The sequence below is a fragment of the Amycolatopsis pittospori genome (assembly GCF_013870525.1).
Classification (GTDB): Bacteria; Actinomycetota; Actinomycetes; order Mycobacteriales; family Pseudonocardiaceae; genus Amycolatopsis; species Amycolatopsis pittospori.
The window spans coordinates 17346-40960 of the sequence record NZ_JACBXD010000034.1 but is presented as its reverse complement, the minus strand read 5'-3'; the positions used below and the strand labels follow the sequence as shown (position 1 = coordinate 40960).

Sequence of the window (23615 nt, the reverse complement as noted above, 5' to 3'; positions counted from 1 at the left end):
GGGGCTCGTCATGCGGTTCCTCCGCGGTTCCTCGTGATCGTAGACACGGCGTCTGGCCACCACCCGCACCCCAGGGAGGTTGCTCTGCACCCCTTCGCAACATCAGCGGTTAGCTGAACCAGTCGTTGGAACGACCCGAAGCAAGCACGACCGCATCGAGGGGAGCGTCAGCTTTTCCCGCTCAGGTAAGCCAAAACCGCCAGCACTCGACGGTGTCCGCTGTCCTCCGGTAACCCGAGTTTCGCGAAGATGTTCCGGATGTGCTTGTGCACCGCGCCATCGCTCACCACCAGCAGCTCCGCGATCGTCGTGTTGTTGTATCCCTCCGCCATCAGCCCGAGCACCTCGCGTTCCCGCGCGGTCAGGCCTTCGAGCGGGTCGGCGGCGCGGCGATGTGCCATCAGCTGCGTGATGACCTCGGGGTCCATGGCCGTTCCGCCCTTGGCGACGCGGTCGAGGGCGTCGAGGAACTTCTCGACCTTCCCGACCCGTTCCTTGAGCAGGTATCCGACGGCGCCCTTGCCGTCGGCGAGAAGCTCGGCCGCGTAGCCGGTTTCCACATGGGCGGACAGCACCAGTACCGGCAGACCGGGGTGCATCTTCCGGGCCTTGACGGCGGCGCGGAGGCCTTCGTCGGTGTGAGTCGGCGGCAGGCGGACGTCCGTGATCACGGCGTCGGGGCGATCGCCGGTCACGAGCGTCAGGAACTCGTCGACGTTGTCCACCGCGGCGACGACGTCGATGCCGGAGGTGTTCAGCAGCAGGACCAGACCTTCGCGCAGTAGCGCGTCGTCCTCGACGATCACGACCCGCATGGCAACTCCACTTTCACTACGGTCGGCCCACCGGCCGGGCTGGACAACTTCACGGTTCCGTCGAAGGCTTCGGCGCGTTTGCGGATCCCGGCGAGACCGCTGCCGCCGGCTTCGTCGGCGCCGCCGTGGCCGTCGTCGCGGATTTCGATGAGCAGGGTGTCGGCGGTGCCGTCGAGCGTGATCCAGGCGTGTTCGGCACCGGAGTGTTTGGTGATGTTGGTCAGCATCTCGGCGACCACGAAGTAGGCGGCCGCTTCGACGGCGGCGGGGCGACGGCTGCTGCTGCGAACGTCCACAGTGCACGGAACGGGACAACGGTCGGCGAGCGCCGTCACCGCGCCGTCGAGACCGCGGTCGGTCAGCAGCGGGGGATAGATGCTGCGGACGACGGTCCGGAGTTCGGCGAGCGCGCCGGTCGCGGTGTCCTGCGCCTTGCCCAGCAACTCCCGCGCCTTCCGCGGGTCCTTTTCGAAGATCGAGTCGGCGATGCCGAGCTGCAGGACCACCGCGGCGATCCGTGCCTGCGTCCCGTCGTGCAGATCCCGTTCGAGGCGGCGGAGTTCGGCGCCGTGCGCTTCCAGGGCGGCGGCACGCGACGCGGCCAGTTCGACGACGCGGTCCGTCAGCACGACGCCTGCCGCGGGCGCGAGGAGTTTCCGCGCGGTGGTCGCCTGCCAGCGGGCGACCCAGGGCAGCAGGAACGTGATCGCGATCATGCCGGCACCGGTCACGGCGCTGAGTGCCGCCAGCGGCCAGGACGTCACCATGAACCCGAGTGAGCTTTCCACCCCGCCCGGGACCGTCGGCCAGACGAACGCGCTGATGATCTGCCGAAGTCCGCCGAGCGGCAGCCCGATCGCGAAAGCGCCGATGACGAAACCCGTGGCGCCGTGGAACGCGAGCCAGCCCAGATCCCGCCTCGAGGCCGGATCCGTCACCGGATTCCCGGAGCGGTACGGCTCCGGGATCGGCTCCTCCAGGAAGCGGGCGGCGCGGCGACGTTCGAAGTTGACGGGACGCCGGATCAGCTGAAGCGCGACCGGCAACGCCGGGATGCCGACCCCGAACGGGCACATCAGCAGGACGAACAGCATACCGACGAGGACGAACCAGGCGATCGCCGAAGAGCCCGCGCCGACGAGCAGATACCGGATCGCGGACCAACAGGACCGCAGCCGGGTGATCACCTGTTTAGTGTCCCATCCGGACCGCGGCGGCATCGTGGTGCCCGCCGTCCCACGAGTCCTCCGTCACTCAGTCCCTGGCACGCCTGGTGAAACCCCAGATTCCGATGGCGCCGAACACCACGATCGACAACAGCAGGCACAGCACGTCGATCGGCAACGGGATCGACGGGAGCAGGGCGGCCGACAGATGCGCCCGCATCCCTTCGCTGAGATAGGTCAGCGGGTTGAGCGCGCACACCACCTGGTACCAGCGCATCTCGCCCAGTCCGTGCCAAGGGAACTGGGTGGAACCGGTGAACATCAACGGTGTGAGGATCACCGCGAAGGCGAGTTGGATACGGCTCGGTGGAACCAGCGTCCCCAGCACGAGGCCGAGCGAGGCCCCGCTCAGGCAGCCGAGGGCGAGCAACCCGAGCGTGAGCGGCCAGGCCGCGAGGTTCCAGCTCACCTCGTCGAGCATGAGCAGGCCGATGGGGATCATCACCACGGCCGCGACGAGGCCGCGGAGCGCGCCGAACACGATCTTCCCGATCGCCACCAGGCCCACCGGTGCCGGTGCCAACAGCCGGTCGTCGATCTCCCTCGTCCAGGAGAAGTCGACGACCAGCGGGGACGCGGTGCTCTGGATCGAGGTCAGGAATCCCGACAGCGCGACGATTCCCGGCAGCAGGACCTGGGCGAAGCCGGGCGCCACGAACCCCATGGCGGTCAGCACGTGCCCGAAGATGAACAACATGAAGAACGGCTGGATGAGTACCTGCGCGGCGAAGGAGCCGAGCTGCCGGCCGGTGACGATGACGTCACGCAGCAGCATCATCGCGAAGGTGTGCAGGGCGCCTGTGACGACTTCGAATCGTCCGATCGCCACGGACGGCAGGTCGGTCCTGGATCGCGCCGGGGCGAGTGTTCGTGTCATCGGAGATCCCGTCCCGTCATGCGGATGAAGACGTCTTCGAGGCTGGGCTTGCCGATGCCGAACTCCTGGATCGCTCCGCCGAACCGGGCGATCATGCCCAGTGCGGATGTCAGGAGTTCGCCGGGCTCGTGATCGGCGAAAAGGCGCAGCCGGACCAGGTCGGCCTTGCGCTCGGCGAGCTCGGCCTCGCGCACTCCGGGCAGGGAGGCCAGCGCGGCGACCAGACGGTCCGTTTCGCCGCGTAAGCGCACGGCCAGGTCGAGGGTCCGGGTGACGGGCAGCGAACGGGTCAGTTCGTCCGGTGTGCCGATGGTGAGCATCCGGCCGTGGTCGACGATGCCGATCCGGTCGCAGAGTTTCGCGGCCTCGTCCATGTCGTGGGTGGTGAGCAGGACCGTGGTGCCCCGCGCCCGCAGATCTCCGATCCGTTCGTGCACGAACAGCCTGGCCTGCGGGTCGAGCCCGGTCGACGGCTCGTCGAGGAAGAGCACCCTCGGGCGGTGCATCAGCGCACGGGCGATCATGATCCGCTGCGCCTGCCCGCCCGACAGATGATCCAGCCGTTCGCCCGCCTGTCCGGTCAGCCCCATCACGTCCAGCAGTTCGCCGGCGCGCCGGTTGCGTTCCGCGCGTGGCACGCGGTGATACCTGGCGTGGAACAGCAGGTTCTGCCGCACCGTCAACGACCGGTCGAGGTTGTTGCGCTGTGAAACCGCCGCGAACAGCCGGCACGCCGAACTCGGTGACCGGACGACGTCGACGCCGTGGAGCAGCACCGTTCCCGCGGTCGGGCGGATCCGGGTGGTCAGCACCCCGATCGTGGTGGTCTTGCCCGCGCCGTTGGGGCCGAGCAGACCGAAGACCTCACCCGGCATCACCCGGAAGTCGAGCCCGTCCACCGCGGGAGCCGGATCGTTCCGGCGGTAGCGTTTGACCAGCCCGGTGACGGCCAGCGCAGCGGTTTCAGGAGCGTCCACTGACATGTCGTTCCTTTCGGTCCGTCAAGGCGGCCGCGATCAGGTGGGCGACGTAGGCCTCGTCCACGGTGTGCACGCCGAGGCGGTTGTTCGTCATGTGCAGGTACGACCACAGCAGGGAGACGGAGCCGCCGGCACGATCGCGCAGCTCCCGGCAGTGCGTGGCCCATTCTGTCCACTGTGGACCCGGCCGGACCAGGCGGCGGAGCTGCTCGGCCGAGCGATCGTAGGTGGCGTCGTACATTTCGTGCAGGCGCTCCCGCGACGATGGCGGCTCCCACGAATCCCGGTACCTCGTCAAGAACCCGGCCAGCTCCGTGGTGTCGCTCAAGAAGGTCGTGCACAGGATCGCGCTCAGCTGCACCGAAAGGCCGAGCCTGGCCGACTTCGTCGAGTAGCGGTCGAGCACTTCGAGAACCGCGTCACTGGACCGCTCGAAATGCCACTCCGCGAGCTCCACGCCTTCCACCCCGCCGTAGCGGTCGTACTCCGGGACGTATTCCGCCGGATAGCAGCGATTGGTGGCGCGCTCCGGCATTCCGGCCGAACCGTAGGCGAGCTCCCAGGCGGTTTCGCCGTACTCTGCGACGAACATCGCGCGCCTGCCCTCTTGATTCGGCAAGGCGACGGACAGGCTTTTCCCGGACGGGTTCCGGTCCAGGTATCCGCTCAACCAGCGAGTGCTCAGCCGCCGGACCGTCTCGGTGTCACCGGCGGCGGGCCGAAACCGGAGGCGGACGTGATCGCCTTCGACCCAGTACCGGATGAAGAACCAGCCGACGATGAGCCGTCGCAGGCGTAGCCGCCGCACCAGCGGCGCCACGGCCTCCCGCAGCAGCGGGTCGGGACTGCCCGGGTAGTGCAGGTGCAGGGCGAGCCAGGGGTCAGCGGTATTCGGCGTCGGCACGGTTCTCCCTCCCGAGCAGGAAACAGACCAGGGCGCGTTCTCCGGTGCCGGTGAGCTCCAGTGCTTCGTCGACCACGAGGTGATCGAGGCTGAGGATCGCGCCGCAGCCGAGCCTCGCCGCGGCGGCGGCCAGGTAGCACGACTGCACGACCTGACCGGCCGCGGCGTTGAGGATCCGGTGTCCGCGCGGGCCGAACCGGGCGACGAGATCGTCCAGGTCGCCGGAGACCACCAGGACCGCCGCGGCCTGCTGCAGGCTGTAGTTCGACGTCCTCCTGGTGATCGCGGCGAGGGTGTCCCGCCACCCCGCCACAGATGGGGTCGGACCGGCCGCGCGCAGACCGTTGCCGGGGCCGTCGTACCGATAGCCGCCCGGCGCCAGCCCGCCGACGTGGGTGGCCAGCACCGAAAGTCTCGTCCACCCGCCGGTGGAACCCTCGGCACGGAGGTCGTCGTCGTGCAGCCGGGTGCGGTGGACGAGGTCAAGGACCTCGTCCAGTTCTTGCCGTCGCACCGGCTGCTCGGTGGTCAGCCCGCCGAAACTGGACCGGCGGCGGCCCATCAGCACGTCCGCCGACTCGCCGCAAGGCCGTCCGGGCGTGCCCGCCGCGGACTCGAGCAGGACCGGATCGGGACGACGCCGCCCGGAGAGCAGCGTGGTGCGGTGTACTTCCTGGGTCCACGAAAAGCGTTGCACGGTGCGGGAAATCTCCACCGGTTCGGCGGGTGGCGGCGAGGGGACCGGATCCGGGGCCTGCCCGGTACCGGTCCGCCATGGCAGCGGGATCACCGCCAGTACGGACTCGTCCTCGACGTCCACTCCCAGCACGGAATTGATCGTCTCGTCGTCGAACCACAGGAGATGCCGCAGCGGCACGTCGATCCCGTCCGCCAGCGCGCCGAGCGTGCCGAGCAGGACCCCGACATCGAGGGTGCCGACCTGATAGGCGAAGTTGGCGTATTTGAAGGCGTTGTTCCAGAACCGCAGCGTGATCACCAGGAACTGGTCGGTGCGGTCGGCGTCCGGATGCCGTACCGCGGCACGGATCGCCTCGGTCCGGTCGCCGGTCCGGATCTGGTCGAAGGCGTGCTGCGCGGTCGAATAATGGTGCACCCCCGGGGCCACGGCGCCCTTCGGCCCGGCCACCAAGTAAAGGCGCAGGGGATAGAGGCCACCACCGCCCGCCGCGCCGCGGTGCCAATTCGCCAGCGGGTAGCGGCTGAAGCCGGCGTTGGACTGGGCCGAGTCGAACCGCAGACGACGACCTCGCGGACCGTAGGAGGCGCGTAGCAGCCAGGCCAGCGTGTCCAGGTCGAGCGCCCGGGTCCCGTCCCCGCGTTCGCCGAACGGGCGCGCGGCTGGCGGCGGCGACTCGGGCAGCGGTCGCAGCAGGCCGTCGGTGAAGGACGGGAAGAGCGCCGGGCGGTCGGACCACCGCACCACCCGGTCGGTAGGCGGGAGCGGGTCGGCGATCACGGCGTGCACGGCGGCCGCGTACTCCCGCACGGTCGTTCCTCGCCGATCGGGCACGGTCCGGACGTCCGGCGGCCCCGAGGTGGCCGGGATCGAAGGCGGCGGGGCCGCGTCCGGACGGCAGGCGGGGCAACCGGTGGTGACCTGGTGAGTGACGGCGCGCAGCGTCCGCAGGTGCTGCACGGTGGCGGTGCTTTCCTCGCCGGAGATACCGGTGAGCAGCCGGAACGCCTCGAACGCGAGTGTCGCGCCGAGAGACCTCGCCAGTGTGGGCGTGTACCCGACCGCGGCCGGGGCGTCGACGGGCCCGACGGCCGCCCACACGCAGCACAGACCGAGCGCTTCTCCCGCTCGCACGGCGGGCGAGAGGACCACCCAATCGCCACGGGCGGCGAGTGACACCACGGCTCCCGTGCGGGGCGCGGCGGGCAACGGTCCGACATCACTGCACGCCAGTACCAGGTCGTAGCCGTCGTCGGGGTGCGCGTGTGGGTCCCACCGCACGGGGGAATCGGCCTCGGCGCGGAGGAGGTCGAACTCCGGGCCGTCATCGGCCGCGATCAGCACCGAGCCCGCGCCGTTGCGCACCAGCCCGAGCGCGGCGGCCGCGAGCGCGGGGCCGGAACCGGTGAGCAGGATCCGCGCGGACCGGAACCTCGCGAACGCGCGGGCCGGCTCTTCGGTCAGATGCGCGACGTAACGGATCTGGTCGAGGAACCGCGTCAGGACGTCGGGCTCCAGTTCTCCCGGGTCGAGGTCGATGAGGAAGCCGCGTTCGAGCAGTTCGGCGAGCAGGTCGCAGATCCGGTCCCGGGCGGCCGCGGTCAGTCCGGCGCAGATCTCCGCCGTCGTCCGGGTGCCGTCCAGATGGCCGCGAAGCCTGTTGAGGAGCCGGTAGGCCTCGTCACCGGTGAGATGGGCCTTCTCGAGTTCGCTGGTCAGCAGCACACCCCGGGCGTCACGGAGCAGCACCGTGTCCGCGCGCAGCAAGGGACGGACACCGAGCAAGGCCGGCCGGGCATCGACGAGGGTCATGCGGAACTCCGGGTCAGTTGAAGGGATGCGGGTGCCGGGGCAGATCCGCGAGGGCGAGATCGGCCGATGTCCGGCCGAGCAGACGCGGCACGGTCAGCAGGCGGGGTGTGTTCGCGGTGGCGCGGAGCAGATGCCCGAACGTCAGCCGGAGCGTGCCCGGCACCACGACCTTCACCGCGTGCAGGCCCATCCCGCGGCTCCAGTCGTCCGTCTGGTCCACCACCACGGTGTCCAGGCCGTATGCGGCCAGCCTGTCCACCAGGCCGGTCAGCACCCGGGTCAAATCCGTCTCCGGTTCTGGCGCCTCGGGCAAGACTTCTTGATAGGGCAAGGGATTCGACACCGACGGGTCCGAGAGCAGGAACTCGTGGAGTTTCCGCGCCGACGGCAGGCGGTGCAGGTCGATGTGATCGTCCAGTCGTCGGACCAGCGTCGGATCTTCGAGCATCCGTTCCAGCCGGTGCCGTTCTTCGGCGTCCGGGGCGGCCCGGTCGGCGCGGCGGAACGCGCCGACCGCCGTTTCGACGATCGCCGACCGGAGCGCGACCAGCGGATCCGGATGGGCCCCGGCGGAGAAGTAGACCTGGGGCAACGGGGACAGTTCGGATCGCTGCCGGGCCAGGGACAGCACGACCGGGATGCCGAACTCGGTGGTCGCGTCGAAGAGCAGGAGTTCGTAACCGATGCGGGCGAGATCGTCGGCGAGGTGCCCGGCGAGGTCGTCCCCCTCGGGCGGTGCGATCCGGCGCAGCGGCGCGTTGGCGTACCACGCCATCAGGAAGGCGTCCCGCTCGACGACTTCGAGCAAACCGGCCAGCGCGGCTTCTTCGGGACTGTTGCCCAGCCCGTTGCCGTTGCTGTTGCCGACGAGGACCCGTGGTGTCTCCGGCCGGGCGGGGACGCCGTAGTAGACGAAGTGCTCAGGAACCGCGAGCGCCCGATCCCTCGTCATGGACCAGCCGTGGACCCAGGAGATCGGCAGATCCGGCCGGTACGGCGTGCAGGCGTCGGAAAGGCCGGTGAACTCCGGGTCCGGCAGGCCCAGCGACGCGGGGTCCACCGCCCTGTCCGCGCCGAGATCGGCGAAGGACGCCCGCACCACGGTACGGCGGCCGTGCGGGCGCAGCGCGAGTCTGCGTTCCAGCGCCTCGAACACGGCCACGCGCTCGGCGTCGGCCACGGTCGCCGACCTGCCGAAACTCCACTCCCGCACCTTGCCCACGACGGTGGCGGCGGAGACCAGCGGCATCGGCGACCGGTCCGTGCGGCCCAGGGCCGTCACCGGCCCGAAGGAGGAATCGGCCGCAGTCTCGACGAAGGCAGGGCCGGTGGTGAGCCGGTTTTCCTGCCGGAAGACCCCGCGGGGTACCGGCCGCGGCAGGGGAGTGAAGCGGGCCGATTCCGGTTCGTCCGCGGGCAGTGGGGCGCATTCGGGACAACCGGGCCGGATCGGCACGGTGTGCGTCGTGAACGTGCCGTCCCGGTTGTCGAGTTGCCACAGCAGGGAGGCTTCGGGGTGCGCGGCCGGCAGCCGGACGAGCGCGGCCAGCGCGGGAAACGACGAGGGTGGAAACGCGCCGCCCAGCCTCGCCTCGGGATCGGCCGGCAGATCCAGCGCGTGGACGCGGCCGAGCTCGGCACATCGGACGCAGCCGGCCAGGCCCGGCCCGGTGATCGGTCCGATCACGGTGAGGACCCCGTCGGCGCGCACCGGCAGGAATCGCGCACCCGCCGCGGCGATGGTCCCGGCCAGTTCTTCGAGGCCGGCCACGGTCCATTCGTTCAGCACGGCCACGACGAGGGCGCCGGGGACGGGTTCCGCCGCGAGTCCGATCCGGACGGCCGGATCGGACCGCTCACCGCGCAGCCACTTCGAGCAGAGCGCGGCCTCCCGCAGATCATGCGTCATGGCGTGCTCCTCAGGTCGAGCGCGACGAATCCGGCCGCCCGCAGCGCGGCGGACAATCCGGGAGCACCGGTGCCGACGGCGGGTCGCGGTGGCCTGACGTCCGGCAGTGCCCGGCGCAGACAGCGCTGCAGCTCCGGTTCGTGATCCCTCGGCGCCGACCACAGTTCCGGCCGGGGCCCGGCCACCGGCAACGCCGCCCCGCACGACTGGAACGGTTCCGCCGGGGGAGCCAACCCGGACCGGCGGGCCTGTTCGGCGCCTGCCGCACCCAGCCAGGCGTGCGCCGCCGCGTCCTCCGCCGTTCCCTCCACCGCCCGCGACAGCACTCCGGCCCCGTCGGTGACGACGGCGACGAAGACACCTTCGGCGGGCCGTGAGACCCGGCAGTGGGCGTCCAGTCCGAATCGGACGGTCACAGTGGACAGCCAGCGGGCCGAGGCGGTGTCCGGGCCAGGCCGGTACTCGTCTCCGTCGAGGAGCGGCGTGCGGCCGAGTATCGCCCGCCGCCAAGCGATCCCGGTGGCGTGGAGTTCGTCGCCGCCGACCGCGGTACCGCCGTCCGGATCGAGCCTGCGTTCGGCGGCGGCCAGTCCGGCCGCTAGGCGGGCCGCGTCGACCGTCGTCCCCCAGGCGGGTATCCCGTCGGCGACGGCCATTCCCAGCGGAACCTGCCGCAAGCCGGTGAACTCGGGCGCGGTCAACGAGCCGAGTTCGGGGTCGCACAGCGCGTCGAGAGCGGTCATCGCGGCGGTGAGGTCCGTGGGCGACGTCGCGGCCCCCTCCGGCCAAGGATGCGACGTGGCGCGCAGGGGATCCGGCCGCACGACGAGGACTCGCGGCCAAGAGGTGTCCGGTTCCGCGACCTTCCGCAGCAACCGTTGTACGACGAGGAAGCCTGCCAGTTCGGCGACCGGGCTTTCCGGAACGGACGCGTCGATCCCGAGCCGGTCGGCGATCGGGCCGCCGTCGTTCGTCCTGGTCTGGACGGCGAACCCCTTCCGACGGTCCGCGCCCGCGAAAGCCAGGAGTTCGGCCCCCACGTCGTCGGCGGCCCGCACCAGGACGAGCCTCGAATCCTCTCCATCGCGACGACGGATCGGTATTCCGCTCAGTGCCAGTGCGGCGGCGGCCGCCTCGGCGACCGGGCCGGTGCCGAAGACGGTGAATCGACAGGCGACACAACGGTTCCACGCCTCGGCCGGATCGACCGTCACCTGGTCGAGCCAAGCCGCGAAGTCCGGTGTGGGCCTCGGGATCGCGTGCTCCGCCCAACCGGCGGGCGAAGTCACCAACATGCCGTGCTCGTCGAGACTGTCGAGCAGCCCGCGTACGATCCGGCCTGCCTTCCCGTTCGAGCAGACGGACTCAGCCGCCTCGGCACTGAGGCCCCCGGCCAACGCCGGGGAGATCCGATCCCAGAGAACCGACAGGTCCGGGCCGCCGGTCGCGGTGAAGGTGCCCAGCGGACCACGGAACAGCAGGCCGTCGGGCGTGGACGTCGTCCGGACTCCCGGTCGCAGCCTGCGCGTGGACTCCCGCACGGCGGTCATCGAGAACCCGCGGCGAGTTGCTTGCGCCGCGCCCGCTCGATACGCGCCCGCCAGTCGAGGCAGGTGATCGACTCGACGGCCCGGCAGACCAGGGCCGCCGCGAGATAGCGTTCGGCGGGCCGGACGTCGCAGACGGCCAGCGCCAGGTACAGGATGTTCATGACGAACCGCTCGATCTCGAATTCCCGGCGGTCGCCGGTATCCGGACTCCAAACCTCTCCCAGCAGCCGGTGGAACTCGCTGACGTCGTCCCGCAAGTAGGTCCGAGCCGTGACCGGATCATCGAAGGCGGCCGCCCTGGCCGACGTCTCCCGTCCGTCCGCGGACCGGAGCTCGCCGCGGTCGTACGCCATCGCGGCGATGCTCCTCGCCGCGTCGCCCCAGGAACGCCAGGCGGCCACGAGCGGCTCGTCGAGGTCTGCGGCATGCCGGACGATCCGGCGGGCCCGGTCCGCGTGCGCCTGCCACATCGCGTCGTGACCGGCGCGGATCCGGCCGTCGTCGTCGGTGACGTGCAGATGCGCTTCGAGGTGGGACTGGTAGGAGAAGTAGCGTTTGTCCAGCCCACCGGGACTCGCCTCGGCATGGGCGCTCAACACGGTCATCACCGCCCGGACCCGTGCACCCGCCCGGTCCGCGTGCTCGCCCGCGTCGGCGACGGTCACCGCCACGGCGGGTACGGCCAGTGTCAGCAGGCGGTCGCGGACCGCCGCGGTGGCGGGCCCGCCGGGGAATCCGGCCCGAGCCGTGGGGTCGGGATCCTCGACGCGCACGCTGTTGTCCGGAGGGTACGGTCCATAAGGCGGCGGCACGAGTTCGGCTCTCCCGGCGGCCGTCGCCAGCGCTTCGAGGTCCACTTCGGACAGTGAGGCTCGGGAAGGGCGCTGCCGTAGGTGCCGCTCCAGCGCGATGGCCAGCCGCTCGGCCGACCCTGCCGGACCGGAAACCCTGACCCGCAGATGCGGGCCGTGCAGCCAGCCGCGTTCCAGATGCGCGGTCACGCCGGGCAGGTCGGCGAGCGCGGGAAACACCGCCTCGCGCAACAGCGGCGCTTGCAGGGGATCGTGGTAGTGGCAGACCACGTCCCGCACGATTCCGGCCATGTCGGTCACATCCCTCTCCGATGGGTTTCGACCACCAGCTCGGTCGTCCGGCCGAGTCCGGGCACCGGCAAGGCCTCCTCGATCTGGACCGGCCCGTCGTGCTGGTGCAGGAGTTTGGCCAGGCACCGCAGGTGGAGCGCGTTGCCGAAGTCCACGAACTGCGGCTTCGGCTGCACCACGTAGCGGCGCGGCTTCTCGGCCACCACTCCAGGCGGCCGCCTGGCGCCCGACACGAACACCGCGTCCGGCAGGTCGAGTTCCGCACGCCGGCGCGCCATCGCCGCGGCGGCGGTACCGGATTTGAGGGCGTGCACCCATTCCGCGGTCGTTTCGGCGTCGAGTGCCCAGGTGCGCCGGGCGAGTACGAGGTCTCGGAACCGGAGCCGGGCGCGGCCCCCTGTCGCCGTCTCGACCGGGGCGATCTTGCCGAAGCCGGCCCGGTCGGCGGTGAGGTCGAGGTAGTACGGGGCGACCCTGTCCGGCAAAGCGAGCTGGACCAGGAACCCGATGTACAGCACGTTGAGTGGCGCGCCGGTGGCGACGACACGCAGCCGGACGGTGTCGGTCGCCGGATCGTGTGCGACTTCGAGGTCCTGATCCAGCAGTGTCGACCACGCGGGGTCTTCACCCACCTCGTCGGCGAAGAGCAGGGGGTGCAGGTTGGCGTTGAAACCGTTCACCGGCCTGAACTGTGCGGTCCGTTCGCCGTCGAGCGTCCGGTGCAGTCTGGCGGCGACCGCGTCACGCAGGCCGGGCCCGAACACGTCGAGGAACCGGGTGGTGAACCGGCCCCAGCCGCTGTTGACCGAGTTCAGGCACCAGCCGCGCCTGCCGTCTTCGTCGAACGGCTGCACGAAATGCGAGTACGACGCCGGCCGGCGCAAGAGCCACCTCGGGAGACGTTCTTCCACGTGCCCGATGAGATCGTCGGGCAGCCACACCTCCCTCCCACCGCCGGATCTCGCGGTCGCGGCGATTTCCCGGCGCAAGGCGGCGAGTTCGGCGACCTCGTCGGGCAAGGTCTCGCCCGGCGGGAGGCGGACCGTGCCGTCCGTACCCACCGCCATGGCGGTGTCCCAGAGCTGAGAGGCGTCGGCCACGAGTTCGGCGACCCGGCAGTGTCCGCCGGGGCCGAACCGGGTCAGCAGCCGGTGCCGCACCAGTGCGCGCAGCACCGCGCCCTCGTTGAGCAGTTCGGTCAGCGGGGCGAGCCGGATCAGGTCGTCTCGGATGTCCGCACCGACTTCGGAGCCCAGCCGGAGCCTGGCGGGCAGCAGCACGTCCTCCCGGAGCGGCATCGTCGCCGGGCGTGGAGCGCCGAGGTCGGCGAACACCGCCGTCCATTCGGCGTCGAGGTCGCGGATCGCCTCAGGGCGGTCCGCGGCCGGAAGACACGCGATATCGAGCCCCGCGTGGTGGATCCGGTGCAGCCGGGCCGCCTGGACGTCCTGGTCCGCAGTGCTCAGCCACTCGGCCAGTGCGGGGAGCGGATCGGGCAGCTGGGGATCGACGGGCGAGATCGGGATCAGCACCTGCTCGTCGGCGAGGCGGTCGAGATAAGCCCGGACCGGCGCTCCGGAAGCGGAGGGCGGCAGCAGCCGGCCGAGGGCGGTGGCGAGCTCCGGGAGGGTCCTGCCCTCTGCGCCGGCCGCCCGGACGTCGGTCAGCACCAGGTCGAGCGCGGCGTTACGGGGAAGCCGGACACGTTGTTCGCGAACCGCGACGTAATTGCTCTTCACCTCGAAGTCGTCGCGTAGGCAGCTGAAGCGGTCCGCGTCCAGGCTTACCGCGGGAGCGAGCCGGTGCGGCAACGACCAGCGCAGACCTCGTTCGGCGAGCAGCGCGCGGAGAAGGGTGCCGACCAGCGTCTGGTTGGGCAGGACGTGGGCGACCAAGTCGAGTTCGCCGGTGATGTCACCACCCGGCTCGTCCCAGGTTCCCCAGCCGACGGCGGTGAACCACGACCACGGACTGGTCTTCGTGGCGGCACGCAGTACATACCGCAGGACCTTGGCCTCGGCCTTCCTGGCTTTGGCGCCGTAGCGCGGATCGGCGACGTCGGCGAGGCCGTGCAGCAGATCGACGCTCGACAACGCCACTGCCCGCCGCAAGGTCTCATCGGCCGCCCGCCGGCTCAGCCGCTCCCGCTCGGCGGTCAGTGCGTCCGCCTGCGCCGGTCCGAGTTCGGCGCGCAGGCGCTCACGCGTGTCGATCAGGTCCAGCCAGCCGGCGAGCGGGGGCAAGCGATCGATCAGCTCACCGGCGGCCGCACGCAGTCTGGGCCGGGGTGCCCGGCCGTTGTGCAGGTCCCGCCGCAACGGGATCGCGACCTGTCGGTGCGTTTCCCCGGGCAACCAGGATCTGGCGTCGTGCAATTGCTGACCGAGTGGTCCCGACGCGAAGGAAAGCAGCCGTCGCTCACAGGTGACGAGCTCATGCGACAGGCGCCGGAAATCGCTGTTCTCGACGCTTTCCGGCCACAGTCCGGAGAGGGTCGTGCGCACCAGGGCATAAGGCGCGGTCTCTGTTCGCCCGGTCACCGATTCGGCGACGGACAATTGGGGTTGTCGCACCACTCACTCCTTTCCTGTCGTTCCTTCATCGGGAGGTGTCACCCCGGCGTTCGCCACCGGGGTGACACCTGTTCGTCAGAATCCCGGTGAGATCACTGGGGGTCGACGCACGAACCGGTGTTGGTGCCCGAACCGTTGTTGCTGGAGGAGGCCGCGGTTTCCGGCAGCGCGACGGTGTCGCGCAGCGACGTGACGTCGAGCTCGTCCAGGTTCAGGTCGTCCAGATTGAGGTTCATTTCTTCTCCCTTTTCGGAAACCGATCCAACTTCCCGGAAGCTTTCATCCGGTGAGATGAATCTATCCGCGGGCCGCCGCCGGCACATGGGCAATTCCTGCCTATATTGGTTTCGTGAACGGTTGGCGGAGCCGAAATTGCCTCAAGGGCCGCTGATGCCCACTGAAAGCTCCGGAAGAATGCCGAGGTCGATCGCGGCGGAAACAGCGGCACGCCGGGAACCCACGGCCAGCTTGGTCAAGATGGCGGCGACGTGGTGATCCACCGTGCGGACCGACAGCTGCATTCGTTCGGCGATTCCCGCGTTGCTCAGCCCGGACGCGACACACGCCAGCACCTGGGCCTGGCGCCGGGTGAGTCCCGCCGGATTCGCCGCGGTCGCCGGCCGGGGGCCGCGCGGAATCCGGCGGACACCTTCGCGCCGCAGGTGTTGCCGCAGCCGCCGGGCAGCGCCGGCGGCACCGAGCCCGTCGAATATTTCGAGTGCGCGCAACGCGCCTTGCTCGCCGCTCATCGCCAGACTGTCGGCACGTTCGTAGGTGCCGCCCAGTTCGGCCCAGACGTCCGACGCTCGCCGCCACTGCCCGGCCGCGAGCAGCCGGTACGGTTCGGCGAACCAGTCGACGGCGGGCGTCGCTTCTCCCGCCCGGCGCAACCACAACGCCAGTTCCCCCGCGTACCAGGGATGTCTTGCCGCCATGGCCAGCCGGAACACCGGCCTCAGCTCGTCCGCCGCCGGCCCGCGATCGCCGCCGAGCCACGCGGACTCGGCCCGCGCCACGGCGAGCAGCACGCGATCGCGCAGGAGTTCGGGTTCCGTGCTCGCGGCGAGCGACGTCGGGGTGCCCCGGCGGGCGCTCAACCGCGTGAGCACACAACGAGCAGGCAGGAGCTCCCCGGCGGCGCGGGCGTCTTCCTCGGCGCGCGCCCAGTCACCGGACGCGAAGCGCGACCAGGACCGGATCGAGAGCAGCTGCCGCGTGGCGGACGTGAGCCGATTCTCGGTCGCGATGGCGAACGCGCGCGTCAGGTCTCGCCCGCACAGATCGAGTTCACGCCGTCCGGCTTCGTCCGAGCACAGCCGGGTCAGGAAGCGGACGGCGTCGTCGACCCGATCGTGGTCTTGCAGCCGGCGAACGGCATCCAGCAGATCCGGTCTGGCCGAAGGGTCCTTGCTGTACTCGACCAGTGAACGCACCGCTCCGGCCTGTGCGATACCGAGTGGCAGCCCTAGTTTCCCGGCCAGGTCGACCGAGTTCCGGGCGGCGATCTCCGCCTCGGCGTACCTGCCCGCCAGGACGTCCGACTCGGCGCGTACACAGTGGGCCGCGACCAGCTGGGCACCCGCCCCTCGGGAAGTAGCGACCGATTCGGCTTCGGAGGCGGCCGCACAGGCCTCGGTCACGCGGCCCAGATCCCGGTGATACCCGGCCAGCGCGACGAGATCGCCGCAGGCGCGGGCGTGCTGGATCAGCCGAGCGGCGTCGGGGGAGTCCGTTGTGGACAGTTCGCCCAGTATCCGCCGATGGAGCGCACGCCTGCGATGCTCCGGCAAAGACCGCTCCACCACCAGCCGCAGCAGTTCGTGACGGAAGAAGAGCCGATCCTCCCGCTGTTCCAGCAAACCGGTGTCCAGCAGTTCGTCGCGGCCCGCGAGCAGACCTGCCTCGACCCCGTCTGGACTGACCGAGATCCTGTTCACCAGGTCGATCGCCGCCGGACCCGCGACGGCGAGGCGGGAAGCGACCAGGGCCCGCAGCCTGATCGACTCCGCGGCCGCGTCCCCGTGCCGGGCGATTTCGCCGATCAGCAAAGGGTTCCCGCCGGTGTGCCGGTGCAGTTCGGCGACGGTCGTCGACAGGTCGGCCGCCAAGGCTTCGATGGTCGTCTCCGCCAACGCGGGCAAGGGAAAGTGGCGGACACGCTCCGACGGCATCCCGGCGAGGACCGCGTGAAGCCCGTGCGTCCCGCTGATCTCCTCGTCGCGGTACGTGATCACGACCGACGCGTCTACCTCGTCCAGTCTGCGCGCGACGAACGACAGCAGGTCGAGCGTCGCGTCGTCCGCCCAGTGCACGTCCTCCAGCGCGAGGATCGCCGGCCTGGCACGGCAGCGCAGGCCGGTCAGGAATCCGTCGAACAGTTCGGCGCGGCCCCCGGCCGGCGCGGTCAGTGCCACGCCACCGGACCGGGCCAGGTCGAACAGCGGTGCGAGCGGCCGTGCGGCGCCGAACGGGTCGCAGCGGCCGTACATCACGTCGGCACCGTCCGCGGCCTTGTCCAGGAAAGCGCGCAGCAGGGTCGATTTCCCGCTGCCCGCTTCCCCGGTCACCACGGCGATCCGCGCCGGCGCGGCGCCTTGCGCCATGGCGACCAGATCGGCCAGGACACCGTGGCGCTCGGCGAACACGCCGCCGTCGTGCGCTGTCATCGTTCCCCCTCAGGACGACGAACCCCTCACGAGAAAACGTGCCGTGGGATCAGCTGTCGCCCGCCGGGGGAGGGCAAGGGGTGGCCGACCGGAAACCCACGCAGTCCCACATGAAACCCGTGCCGGGCGGGTCCGTCGGAGCCGGGACGTCGTCGGCGAGCGCGGGTGTCGCCGCGCCCACCGAAAGCACCAAAGCGAGCAGGGCACCGGTAGCGATTCTTCGGAACTGTGCTGTCCTCATTTTCCACCCCTCGTTCTCGACTGCGTTGAGCAGACTTTGTCAGGTGGGAGGGATGCTCGGAAGCCTTCCGCCGGTCAGCAAGAGGACACCTTTTGGCAAGAAGGTGACTGTAATGAGGTCAGATCCAGCCGCGGCGTGCCGCTTCGACACCCGCCTCGAACCGGCTGCCGGCGCCCAGTTCCGCCATCAGCCGGGCCACCCGGCGGCGGAGGTGGCGGACGGACACGCCGATCACGCGCGCGGCGACCTCGTCGGTGCTGCCCTCCGCCAGCAACGCCAGCACCTTGCGATCCTCGCCGCTGGGCCCGGCCGCGGCCGGATCGGTCTTCGGCGGCGGGTACACGGACGCCTCGTTCCACAGCCGGTGGAACAGCCTCAGGAAGCCCACGATGAGGCCGGGCTGGCGGACGATCAGCGCTCCTTGCCCGCTGTTCTGCGGATCGATCGGCAGCACGGCCACGACGTCGTCCATGATGACCATCCGCTCGATCGGATCGTCCGTGACCCTGATCTCCGCGCCCGCCGCGGTCACCTCCTGTACGTAGTCCAGGAACATTTCGTCGTCGAGCGCGCCGGTGTTGTAGATGGTGCGGACGGCGATGCCACGGCGCAGCCCTCGCAGGTCCAGGGGCTTGCTCGCCTCGATCGCCGATCGGCTGATCGAAGCACCGGGTTGCACCGACCAGACGCTGCGCCGGGTGAAGAACGCCAGCTCCGACAGCCGCTGGCGGACCTGATCGAGATCCTCGATCCGCTCCAGCCCGGTCGCGGGGTCGACCGACCACGGCCGGGCGGAATACCGTTCGGTCAGCTTGGCGACTTCGGCCCGGGTGTCGCCCACCTTCCGTTGCAGGTTCAGCAGTTCGTCCTCGCGGCGCTCGATCAGCTCGCCGAGCGCGGACGCCGGGTACTTCAGGGCCACCCCGGCGGGTGCCCCGTCGGCCGGTGTCGCCACTTCGAGTTCGGTGAGCGCCGTCAGCGCGGCATTGAGCTCGTCGTTCCCGCAAGCGAGGGCGGCCGACAAACCGGCGACGTCCAGCTCCGGGTTGTCCAGCAGCGCGCGGTAGACACGTTCCGCGAGTGGTGTGAAGCCGAGATCGGTCAGAGCCACCGAGTACCTCTGCGTGACCGGTTGCTGACACGCCTGGCAACTACCTGACCACTCTCGGCACACCGTCGAACGGCGGAACGCGTCATGATGGGCGATGACGGAAGGAACGACGGGGGCGTGTCCGAGATATCCCTTCGCCAGGTCAGTCCGGGCGCCAGCGACCCGGCGATAGTCGCCGCGCGCCTTTGCCTCGAGCTAGGACTGGCCTGCTGTGTCACCATCAGTCCTGACCTCCACCACATGCGGGTGCATACCGCCGTGGGTTGTCCGGAGGCGGCCGACACCATCTCGATGCTGCTTACGGAACCACGATTCCACGGCTGGCGACTGGACACGGAGACCGTGCGCCGAGAGACCGGCCGATTCGAGCATACCGCCGATTCGTGATGGCTCCGACCTGCGCTACTCCTGTGAATCGGCGAGCAATTTCAGCGCGAGCGCCTTGAGCTCCGGACTCGCCTTCGCGGCATTGCCCGAGTCGAAGGGCGGTTGTGGGTCGTATTCGACGGCCAGCTGGATACCGCGGGCGGTTTCCTCGTCCGCCAGAAGGGACGCGAGATGGAGCGCGAGATCGATGCCGGCGGAGACGCCCGCCGCGGTGATGACCTTGCCGACCTGAACGTACCGCTCGGGCACGTAGCGCACGCCGAAGGTCTTCTCCAGATAGTCCGCCGAGGACCAGTACGTGGTGGCCCGATCGCGGAGCAGCCCCGCCGCGCCGAGGATCAGGCTTCCCGTGCACACCGACGTGGTCCATGCCGTGTGCCGGTGGACGCGACGGATCCACTCGAGCAGAACCGGGTTCTCCATGGCGGCGACCGTGCCGCGGGTACCCGCCCCCGGAACCAGCAATACGTCCAGACGGTTCACCTCGGCCACCGCACGTTCCGCCAGCACCGCGACGTCCCGGGTGTCCGTGCGCACCGGGCCGCGGTGCTGGGCGATCATCGTCACGGTCGCACCGGGCAGCCGGGACAACACCTCGGCCGGGCCGGTCGGGTCCAGCAGGCTGAAACCGTCGTAGAGCAGGATGCCGATCTTCGAACCCCCGGTCTCCGCCTCAGCCGTACCGGTGGTGAGGCCGAACGCGGCGGCCGCCGCGACGCCGGTCAGTACGGTCCTGCGCGTGGTCTTCACACTGTTCATGCCGCCGGATTCTGGGGCGCTCACGGGCCGATCGGGCGTGGCATGTCCGTCATCCTGCGAAGTGTGTCCCCGGTGAGCCCGTAGCGCTGGCGGAACGCCGTTCGCAGGGTCTCCGCCGAGGCGAACCCGCATCGCCGCGCGACCGCCGAGAGCGGCAACGCGGTGGACCGCACCAAATGTGCGGCGGCCTCGGTCCTGGCCGTCCGCACGGTACGGGCCGGCGTGCTGCCCAGATGGGTGCCGAACAATCGGTTGAGGTGCCGGGTCGTCACCCCGGCCCGCACCGCCAGCGCCGACGGGCTGAGGTCTTCGGCGAGGTGCGCGGCGATGTAGCCCAGCAGATCACGCACGACCCGGTTGCCGGGTGGCGGCGCGGCCAGGAACGTACTGATCTGAGCCTGGTCGCCCGGACGGTGCAGATACGTCACCAGCTCACGGGCGACCTCGCGGGCCAGCGTCGGACCGTGGTCGTCCTCGATCAGCGCGAGCGTGAGATCCAGTGCGCTGATCACCCCGGCCGAGGTGAAGACGTTGCCGTCACGAATGTAGAGCGGGGCGGAATCCACTGTCACGGCGGGAAAAGTCGCGGCGAGCAGCTCGCTGTGACCCCAATGCGTGGTGACCCGCCGGTCGTCGAGCAGACCGGCGGCCGCCAGCACGAACGCACCCGTGCACACCGAGGCGACCCGCCTGCTCCGTTCGGCCAGCCGTCGCACCTGCGTCAGCAAATGCTCGTCCGCCGCGGCCGCCCCGGTTCCCGCGCCCCCGACCACGAGCACCGTGTCCATCCGCCCGGACACTTCGGCCAGCCGCCGGGCACCGGCGAGCATGATCCCCGACGAACTCCGTGTCGTCAGCCCGTGAACCGTGGCCAGCTCGACGACATAAGGCGGTGCGGCGCCGTACGAGTTCGCGATCTCCAACGCCCCGCTGGGACAGGCCACATCGAGGATCTGTGCGTCGTCGAAGGTCACGATCACCACCCGGCGCACGGGTTTCACTCCAGATGCCACAAGGCGAATCTACCCACCGGTGCCTGCCTTCGGACCGTGCTCCGTGTTCGGGTCGGCGACTTTGGCCACCCGATCGATCTCCGCACGCCCTCCCGGGCCGCGGCGACCGTCGGTCGCGTAACCGGAAAGAACCGGCGACGCGCTTCACCCGCTCACCCCGGACGTGATCGAGCGTTTCGCGGGCGGGTCGCGGGGTATGCGGGGATATGACCGACTACCGCCACACCGCCACGATCGAGATGCCCGCCGCCGAGCTGTTCGCCTTCCTGCGCGAGCCTCGGAACCTGCCTCGCTACTTCCCTCAGATGACCCAGGCCGAACCGGAGGGCGGTGACGCCGTGCACGTCGAAGCCGAGGTCCATGGTGAACACGTGGAGGGTGAGGCATGGCTGAAGGTCGACGAGGACGACCTCTCCCTGCGTTGGGGAGCCCGAGGGCCACATGACTACCAAGGAGAGTTGTCGATCGTCGATGACGGACCAGCCGCGTCCCGGCTCACCGTGACCTTGCACAGCGTCCGCGACGCCGACGACGCGGAGGTCCAGCGCGGGCTGGAGGAGACCGTGGCGGCGCTGGCGCACACCGCGACCGCCGATTCCGATGTGGACGCCGCCGAACAGCAAGGCGGCTGGGCGGGGAACTGAGACGGTCGACCATGGGCGTCTAAGGGCGGCGGCACGGCGGACTCGCCAGTGAGCCCGACGCGCGCTGGCTGTCCACAAAGGACATCTGTGGTGGCGCCAGTGACCGTTGTGAGCTATTTGTACCGTCATGAAAGGGGGTTGTGAGTGATAAAGAGGGTTAGAACGACCCTTGCCACTCACGACCCCGACCATGAACTGTACATTTGGTATCAATCGGACGTCTTTCCGCTGGAAATAGTCCTTTGTGGACAGTCGAGAGGTGCCTGGGTCCCTAAGGCCGGTCCGGCGCCGACACCTGCTCGCCACGGTCGACACCTCCGTGATCGCCAAAACGGTGTTCCCCGAACGCCTCCAGTGGCTCGATGCCCGTCGTGAGGTCGAGTGGATGCACCGCACCGTCCTCGTCTGGAGGCTGACTCCTGCGCGGCGAGCTGGTTCGATCGGTGCGATCCTGACGGTATGACCGATCGGCCCGGGCCTCGACGAGAGCTGGAGCGGATCCGGGAGAGTGCCGGGCCGGGCGCGGATCATTCCCGGATCGCGTTGGGTGCCGGGCCCCTTCGGGAGCGGCTGCGGGCCGCGATCCTCGCCTTGGCTTTCGCGCGAGGCGCCGGCAGCAGCACCTGCCCTTCGGACGCGGCCAGGGCGTTGTCGGACGATTGGCGCCCGCTGCTCCCGTGGGCTCGGGAACTGGCTCGCGAGCTCGCCCGGGCAGGCGATGTGCGACTGATCCAGCGTGGCCGGTCGCTCGACCCGGACGGGGAGTGGGAGGGGCCGATCAGGATCCGGCTGGCCGGGTACGGGAATGGCTGAGCCGGACCGCACGCCCGACGGGCACTTCGTGGTGATCGACGGCCGGCGTTGGCGCGCCACCGATCCGGAGATCCCGGAGGAAGCGGCGGCTCGGTTGCGTGGTCTGTTGATGCGGGCTCGCCGGGACGTCGGCTCGGCTCGCCGTGCTCAGGACTCCGAAGCGGAACGGGAGGCCAGGGCGCGGGTGCACACCGCCAAGGTCGCCTTGGGTGAGCGTGGTACCCCATGGTGGGACCAGGATTCCGCGGAGCGGCGGCAGCGGTGGCAACGGGGCCTGGACGCCTTGAGCTGAACGCGGAAGGAGGAATCGCCGCTTCGGCGTCCTCGGGCTGGACACGGTCAGGGGAACCGGGTCGGTCACGCATACGTCAGAGTGACACTCAATGCTACGGTGTCACATCAATCTGAGGGAGTGCGTCACATGTCAACTCGCTTCTTGCCCGTGCTCGCCGCGGGACTTGCTCTGCTGGTCACCGCGTGTTCCGGCGACAGCGGCGGCGCCGGTACGACGGCGCCCACCGGTGATGCGCCGTTCGATAGCTCGGCCACGGCCCAGTCCGGTCCGAAATACACGCAGTTCGCCGACTTTCCCGGTCAGGCCCTCGTCACCACGGAGCCGGGTCTGGACCTGGCGATACAGGTCAAGGCGGTCGACGTGGTCTGGACGCCCGAACTGGCCGGCGTGTCGGCGAAGGCGGGAAAGCATTATGTCGCGGTGTATGTGGCCGCGACCGGAGAGCTTGCCGACCGTGGCGTGCAGCGCGCCAAGATCAAGTACCTGCAGCTTCGGCGCAACAACACGACCGGGAAGACCTGCGACCCGTACCAGCCGAAAGAAGTCCCTCAGTACTGCTTCACCGAGGCGTATCCCGCCAGTGACCTCAAAACCAAAGTCGCGGACAAGACGTGGCGCGACGCCAGTTGGTCCGCGGACTCCCTGATGGGCAGGAACCTCGACCGGGGTGAGACCGCGATCGGCGTGGTGGGATTCAGTCTGGAGGACGGCGCGAACACCGAAGGCCTCCAGCTTTGCGGACCGACCAAGGAGGCCACGGTCGACACCGGTCGTTTCCCGTGTGTTCCGATCCCGAAGCCGGAAGGCGTGTGAAGCCGACCAAGTCGCGGCCGTCAGGGTGGACGGGACCACGCGCAGGTCTTTGGTCATAGGGCGGAATCCCCGCGCTCAGGGCTCCAGCTCTGTGCCGCGGGGTTCTCAGTCGATGTCGATGTCGCCGTCGTCCTCAAAGCCGCTTTCGCGCTCTGTGGGGCCGCTGCCGCCGTGCGATCCTTCGGGGAATCCGGCGATCGCGGCACCCATGGTCGTCAGTCCCAAGACGATGTGGACCAGTCCGACCAGTATCCGGGTGACATCGGTGGTGGGCTCGCCGGAGCCGTTCATGACGGCGATTTCGCCTGTCGCGGTCAGCAGGGCCAAGACCGTCATGCCGGCACCGAACAGAAACGCGGCCACGCGGCCCACTAGTCCCCAGAAGCGCTGAGCGGGCTTCTGTCCCTTGGACATGGCCACGACGCTA

General features: G+C 69.9%; 21 protein-coding genes. 4 read left to right on the top strand and 17 right to left on the bottom strand.

Annotation, left to right across the window (positions count from 1 at the left end):
- Positions 1-167: 167 nt before the first annotated feature.
- The 16 genes from H5J31_RS20290 to H5J31_RS20215 form a co-directional block, all read right to left on the bottom strand.
- Positions 168-815 carry a response regulator gene (locus H5J31_RS20290; protein WP_181774186.1) on the bottom strand — a complete coding sequence of 216 codons (648 nt, stop codon included), beginning with the start codon at positions 813-815 and terminating at the stop codon, positions 168-170.
- Positions 803-2002 (bottom strand): sensor histidine kinase, encoded by a 1200-nt coding sequence (locus tag H5J31_RS20285; protein ID WP_181774185.1) that lies wholly within the window; start codon positions 2000-2002, stop codon positions 803-805. Before H5J31_RS20285 ends, H5J31_RS20290 begins: the two co-directional genes overlap by 13 nt.
- 67 nt (positions 2003-2069) lie before the next feature.
- Positions 2070-2918 carry an ABC transporter permease gene (locus H5J31_RS20280; protein WP_181774184.1) on the bottom strand — a complete coding sequence of 283 codons (849 nt, stop codon included), beginning with the start codon at positions 2916-2918 and terminating at the stop codon, positions 2070-2072.
- Positions 2915-3901: an ABC transporter ATP-binding protein gene (locus tag H5J31_RS20275; protein ID WP_181774183.1), complete on the bottom strand. Its 987-nt coding sequence runs from the start codon at positions 3899-3901 to the stop codon at positions 2915-2917. Before H5J31_RS20275 ends, H5J31_RS20280 begins: the two co-directional genes overlap by 4 nt.
- On the bottom strand, positions 3882-4802 hold the full coding sequence (locus tag H5J31_RS20270; RefSeq protein WP_181774182.1) for a thiopeptide-type bacteriocin biosynthesis protein: 921 nt from the start codon (positions 4800-4802) through the stop codon (positions 3882-3884). The genes H5J31_RS20275 and H5J31_RS20270 overlap by 20 nt, the downstream gene beginning before the upstream one ends.
- Complete coding sequence (locus H5J31_RS20265) at positions 4780-7311, bottom strand: SagB family peptide dehydrogenase (protein WP_181774181.1); 2532 nt, start codon at positions 7309-7311, stop codon at positions 4780-4782. Before H5J31_RS20265 ends, H5J31_RS20270 begins: the two co-directional genes overlap by 23 nt.
- Positions 7312-7324: 13 nt before the next feature.
- Positions 7325-9220 carry a TOMM precursor leader peptide-binding protein gene (locus H5J31_RS20260; protein WP_181774180.1) on the bottom strand — a complete coding sequence of 632 codons (1896 nt, stop codon included), beginning with the start codon at positions 9218-9220 and terminating at the stop codon, positions 7325-7327.
- Positions 9217-10770 carry a hypothetical protein gene (locus H5J31_RS20255; RefSeq protein ID WP_181774179.1) on the bottom strand — a complete coding sequence of 518 codons (1554 nt, stop codon included), beginning with the start codon at positions 10768-10770 and terminating at the stop codon, positions 9217-9219. Before H5J31_RS20255 ends, H5J31_RS20260 begins: the two co-directional genes overlap by 4 nt.
- Positions 10767-11882: a lantibiotic dehydratase C-terminal domain-containing protein gene (locus H5J31_RS20250; protein WP_207898326.1), complete on the bottom strand. Its 1116-nt coding sequence runs from the start codon at positions 11880-11882 to the stop codon at positions 10767-10769. The genes H5J31_RS20255 and H5J31_RS20250 overlap by 4 nt, the downstream gene beginning before the upstream one ends.
- Positions 11879-14446, bottom strand: a complete 2568-nt coding sequence (locus H5J31_RS20245) for a lantibiotic dehydratase (protein ID WP_181774177.1) — start codon at positions 14444-14446, stop codon at positions 11879-11881. The genes H5J31_RS20250 and H5J31_RS20245 overlap by 4 nt, the downstream gene beginning before the upstream one ends.
- Positions 14447-14538: 92 nt before the next feature.
- Positions 14539-14682 carry a thiazolylpeptide-type bacteriocin gene (locus H5J31_RS20240; RefSeq protein ID WP_181774176.1) on the bottom strand — a complete coding sequence of 48 codons (144 nt, stop codon included), beginning with the start codon at positions 14680-14682 and terminating at the stop codon, positions 14539-14541.
- 141 nt (positions 14683-14823) lie between these two features.
- Complete coding sequence (locus tag H5J31_RS20235; RefSeq protein WP_181774175.1) at positions 14824-17112, bottom strand: AAA family ATPase; 2289 nt, start codon at positions 17110-17112, stop codon at positions 14824-14826.
- 49 nt (positions 17113-17161) lie between these two features.
- Entirely contained in the window at positions 17162-17353 is a 192-nt protein-coding gene (locus H5J31_RS20230; protein ID WP_181774174.1) for a hypothetical protein, read from the bottom strand.
- Between the two features lie 118 nt (positions 17354-17471).
- A complete protein-coding gene (locus tag H5J31_RS20225; RefSeq protein ID WP_181774173.1) occupies positions 17472-18464 on the bottom strand; it encodes a hypothetical protein in 993 nt (330 codons plus the stop codon).
- Between the two features lie 402 nt (positions 18465-18866).
- Positions 18867-19610 (bottom strand): DJ-1/PfpI family protein, encoded by a 744-nt coding sequence (locus H5J31_RS20220; protein ID WP_181774172.1) that lies wholly within the window; start codon positions 19608-19610, stop codon positions 18867-18869.
- A 20-nt stretch (positions 19611-19630) separates the two neighbouring features.
- On the bottom strand, positions 19631-20623 hold the full coding sequence (locus H5J31_RS20215; protein WP_328701566.1) for a GlxA family transcriptional regulator: 993 nt from the start codon (positions 20621-20623) through the stop codon (positions 19631-19633).
- A 206-nt stretch (positions 20624-20829) separates the two neighbouring features.
- On the opposite strand from H5J31_RS20215, the gene H5J31_RS20210 reads away from it, so the two are divergent.
- The 4 genes from H5J31_RS20210 (at position 20830) to H5J31_RS20195 (ending at position 23188) form a co-directional block, all read left to right on the top strand.
- On the top strand, positions 20830-21267 hold the full coding sequence (locus tag H5J31_RS20210; protein ID WP_181774171.1) for an SRPBCC family protein: 438 nt from the start codon (positions 20830-20832) through the stop codon (positions 21265-21267).
- 459 nt (positions 21268-21726) lie between these two features.
- Positions 21727-22080, top strand: a complete 354-nt coding sequence (locus tag H5J31_RS20205; RefSeq protein ID WP_181774170.1) for a DUF3253 domain-containing protein — start codon at positions 21727-21729, stop codon at positions 22078-22080.
- Positions 22073-22372, top strand: a complete 300-nt coding sequence (locus H5J31_RS20200) for a hypothetical protein (protein ID WP_181774169.1) — start codon at positions 22073-22075, stop codon at positions 22370-22372. The genes H5J31_RS20205 and H5J31_RS20200 overlap by 8 nt, the downstream gene beginning before the upstream one ends.
- 144 nt (positions 22373-22516) lie before the next feature.
- Positions 22517-23188 (top strand): hypothetical protein, encoded by a 672-nt coding sequence (locus tag H5J31_RS20195; RefSeq protein ID WP_181774168.1) that lies wholly within the window; start codon positions 22517-22519, stop codon positions 23186-23188.
- A gap of 105 nt (positions 23189-23293) precedes the next feature.
- Here H5J31_RS20195 and H5J31_RS20190 read toward each other — a convergent pair whose 3' ends face one another.
- Positions 23294-23602: a hypothetical protein gene (locus H5J31_RS20190; RefSeq protein WP_181774167.1), complete on the bottom strand. Its 309-nt coding sequence runs from the start codon at positions 23600-23602 to the stop codon at positions 23294-23296.
- Positions 23603-23615 lie beyond the last annotated feature (13 nt).

What these genes read in the sequence shown, in the direction of transcription:
- H5J31_RS20190 (WP_181774167.1), bottom strand. Translation starts at nt 23,602, where the DNA reads ATGTCCAAGGGACAGAAGCCCGCTCAGCGCTTCTGGGGACTAGTGGGC.
- H5J31_RS20275 (WP_181774183.1), bottom strand. Translation starts at nt 3,901, where the DNA reads ATGTCAGTGGACGCTCCTGAAACCGCTGCGCTGGCCGTCACCGGGCTG.
- H5J31_RS20265 (WP_181774181.1), bottom strand. Translation starts at nt 7,311, where the DNA reads ATGACCCTCGTCGATGCCCGGCCGGCCTTGCTCGGTGTCCGTCCCTTG.
- H5J31_RS20235 (WP_181774175.1), bottom strand. Translation starts at nt 17,112, where the DNA reads ATGACAGCGCACGACGGCGGCGTGTTCGCCGAGCGCCACGGTGTCCTG.
- H5J31_RS20280 (WP_181774184.1), bottom strand. Translation starts at nt 2,918, where the DNA reads ATGACACGAACACTCGCCCCGGCGCGATCCAGGACCGACCTGCCGTCC.
- H5J31_RS20290 (WP_181774186.1), bottom strand. Translation starts at nt 815, where the DNA reads ATGCGGGTCGTGATCGTCGAGGACGACGCGCTACTGCGCGAAGGTCTG.
- H5J31_RS20230 (WP_181774174.1), bottom strand. Translation starts at nt 17,353, where the DNA reads ATGAGGACAGCACAGTTCCGAAGAATCGCTACCGGTGCCCTGCTCGCT.
- H5J31_RS20240 (WP_181774176.1), bottom strand. Translation starts at nt 14,682, where the DNA reads ATGAACCTCAATCTGGACGACCTGAACCTGGACGAGCTCGACGTCACG.
- H5J31_RS20205 (WP_181774170.1), top strand. Translation starts at nt 21,727, where the DNA reads ATGACCGATCGGCCCGGGCCTCGACGAGAGCTGGAGCGGATCCGGGAG.
- H5J31_RS20200 (WP_181774169.1), top strand. Translation starts at nt 22,073, where the DNA reads ATGGCTGAGCCGGACCGCACGCCCGACGGGCACTTCGTGGTGATCGAC.
- H5J31_RS20260 (WP_181774180.1), bottom strand. Translation starts at nt 9,220, where the DNA reads ATGACGCATGATCTGCGGGAGGCCGCGCTCTGCTCGAAGTGGCTGCGC.
- H5J31_RS20210 (WP_181774171.1), top strand. Translation starts at nt 20,830, where the DNA reads ATGACCGACTACCGCCACACCGCCACGATCGAGATGCCCGCCGCCGAG.
- H5J31_RS20255 (WP_181774179.1), bottom strand. Translation starts at nt 10,770, where the DNA reads ATGACCGCCGTGCGGGAGTCCACGCGCAGGCTGCGACCGGGAGTCCGG.
- H5J31_RS20220 (WP_181774172.1), bottom strand. Translation starts at nt 19,610, where the DNA reads ATGAACAGTGTGAAGACCACGCGCAGGACCGTACTGACCGGCGTCGCG.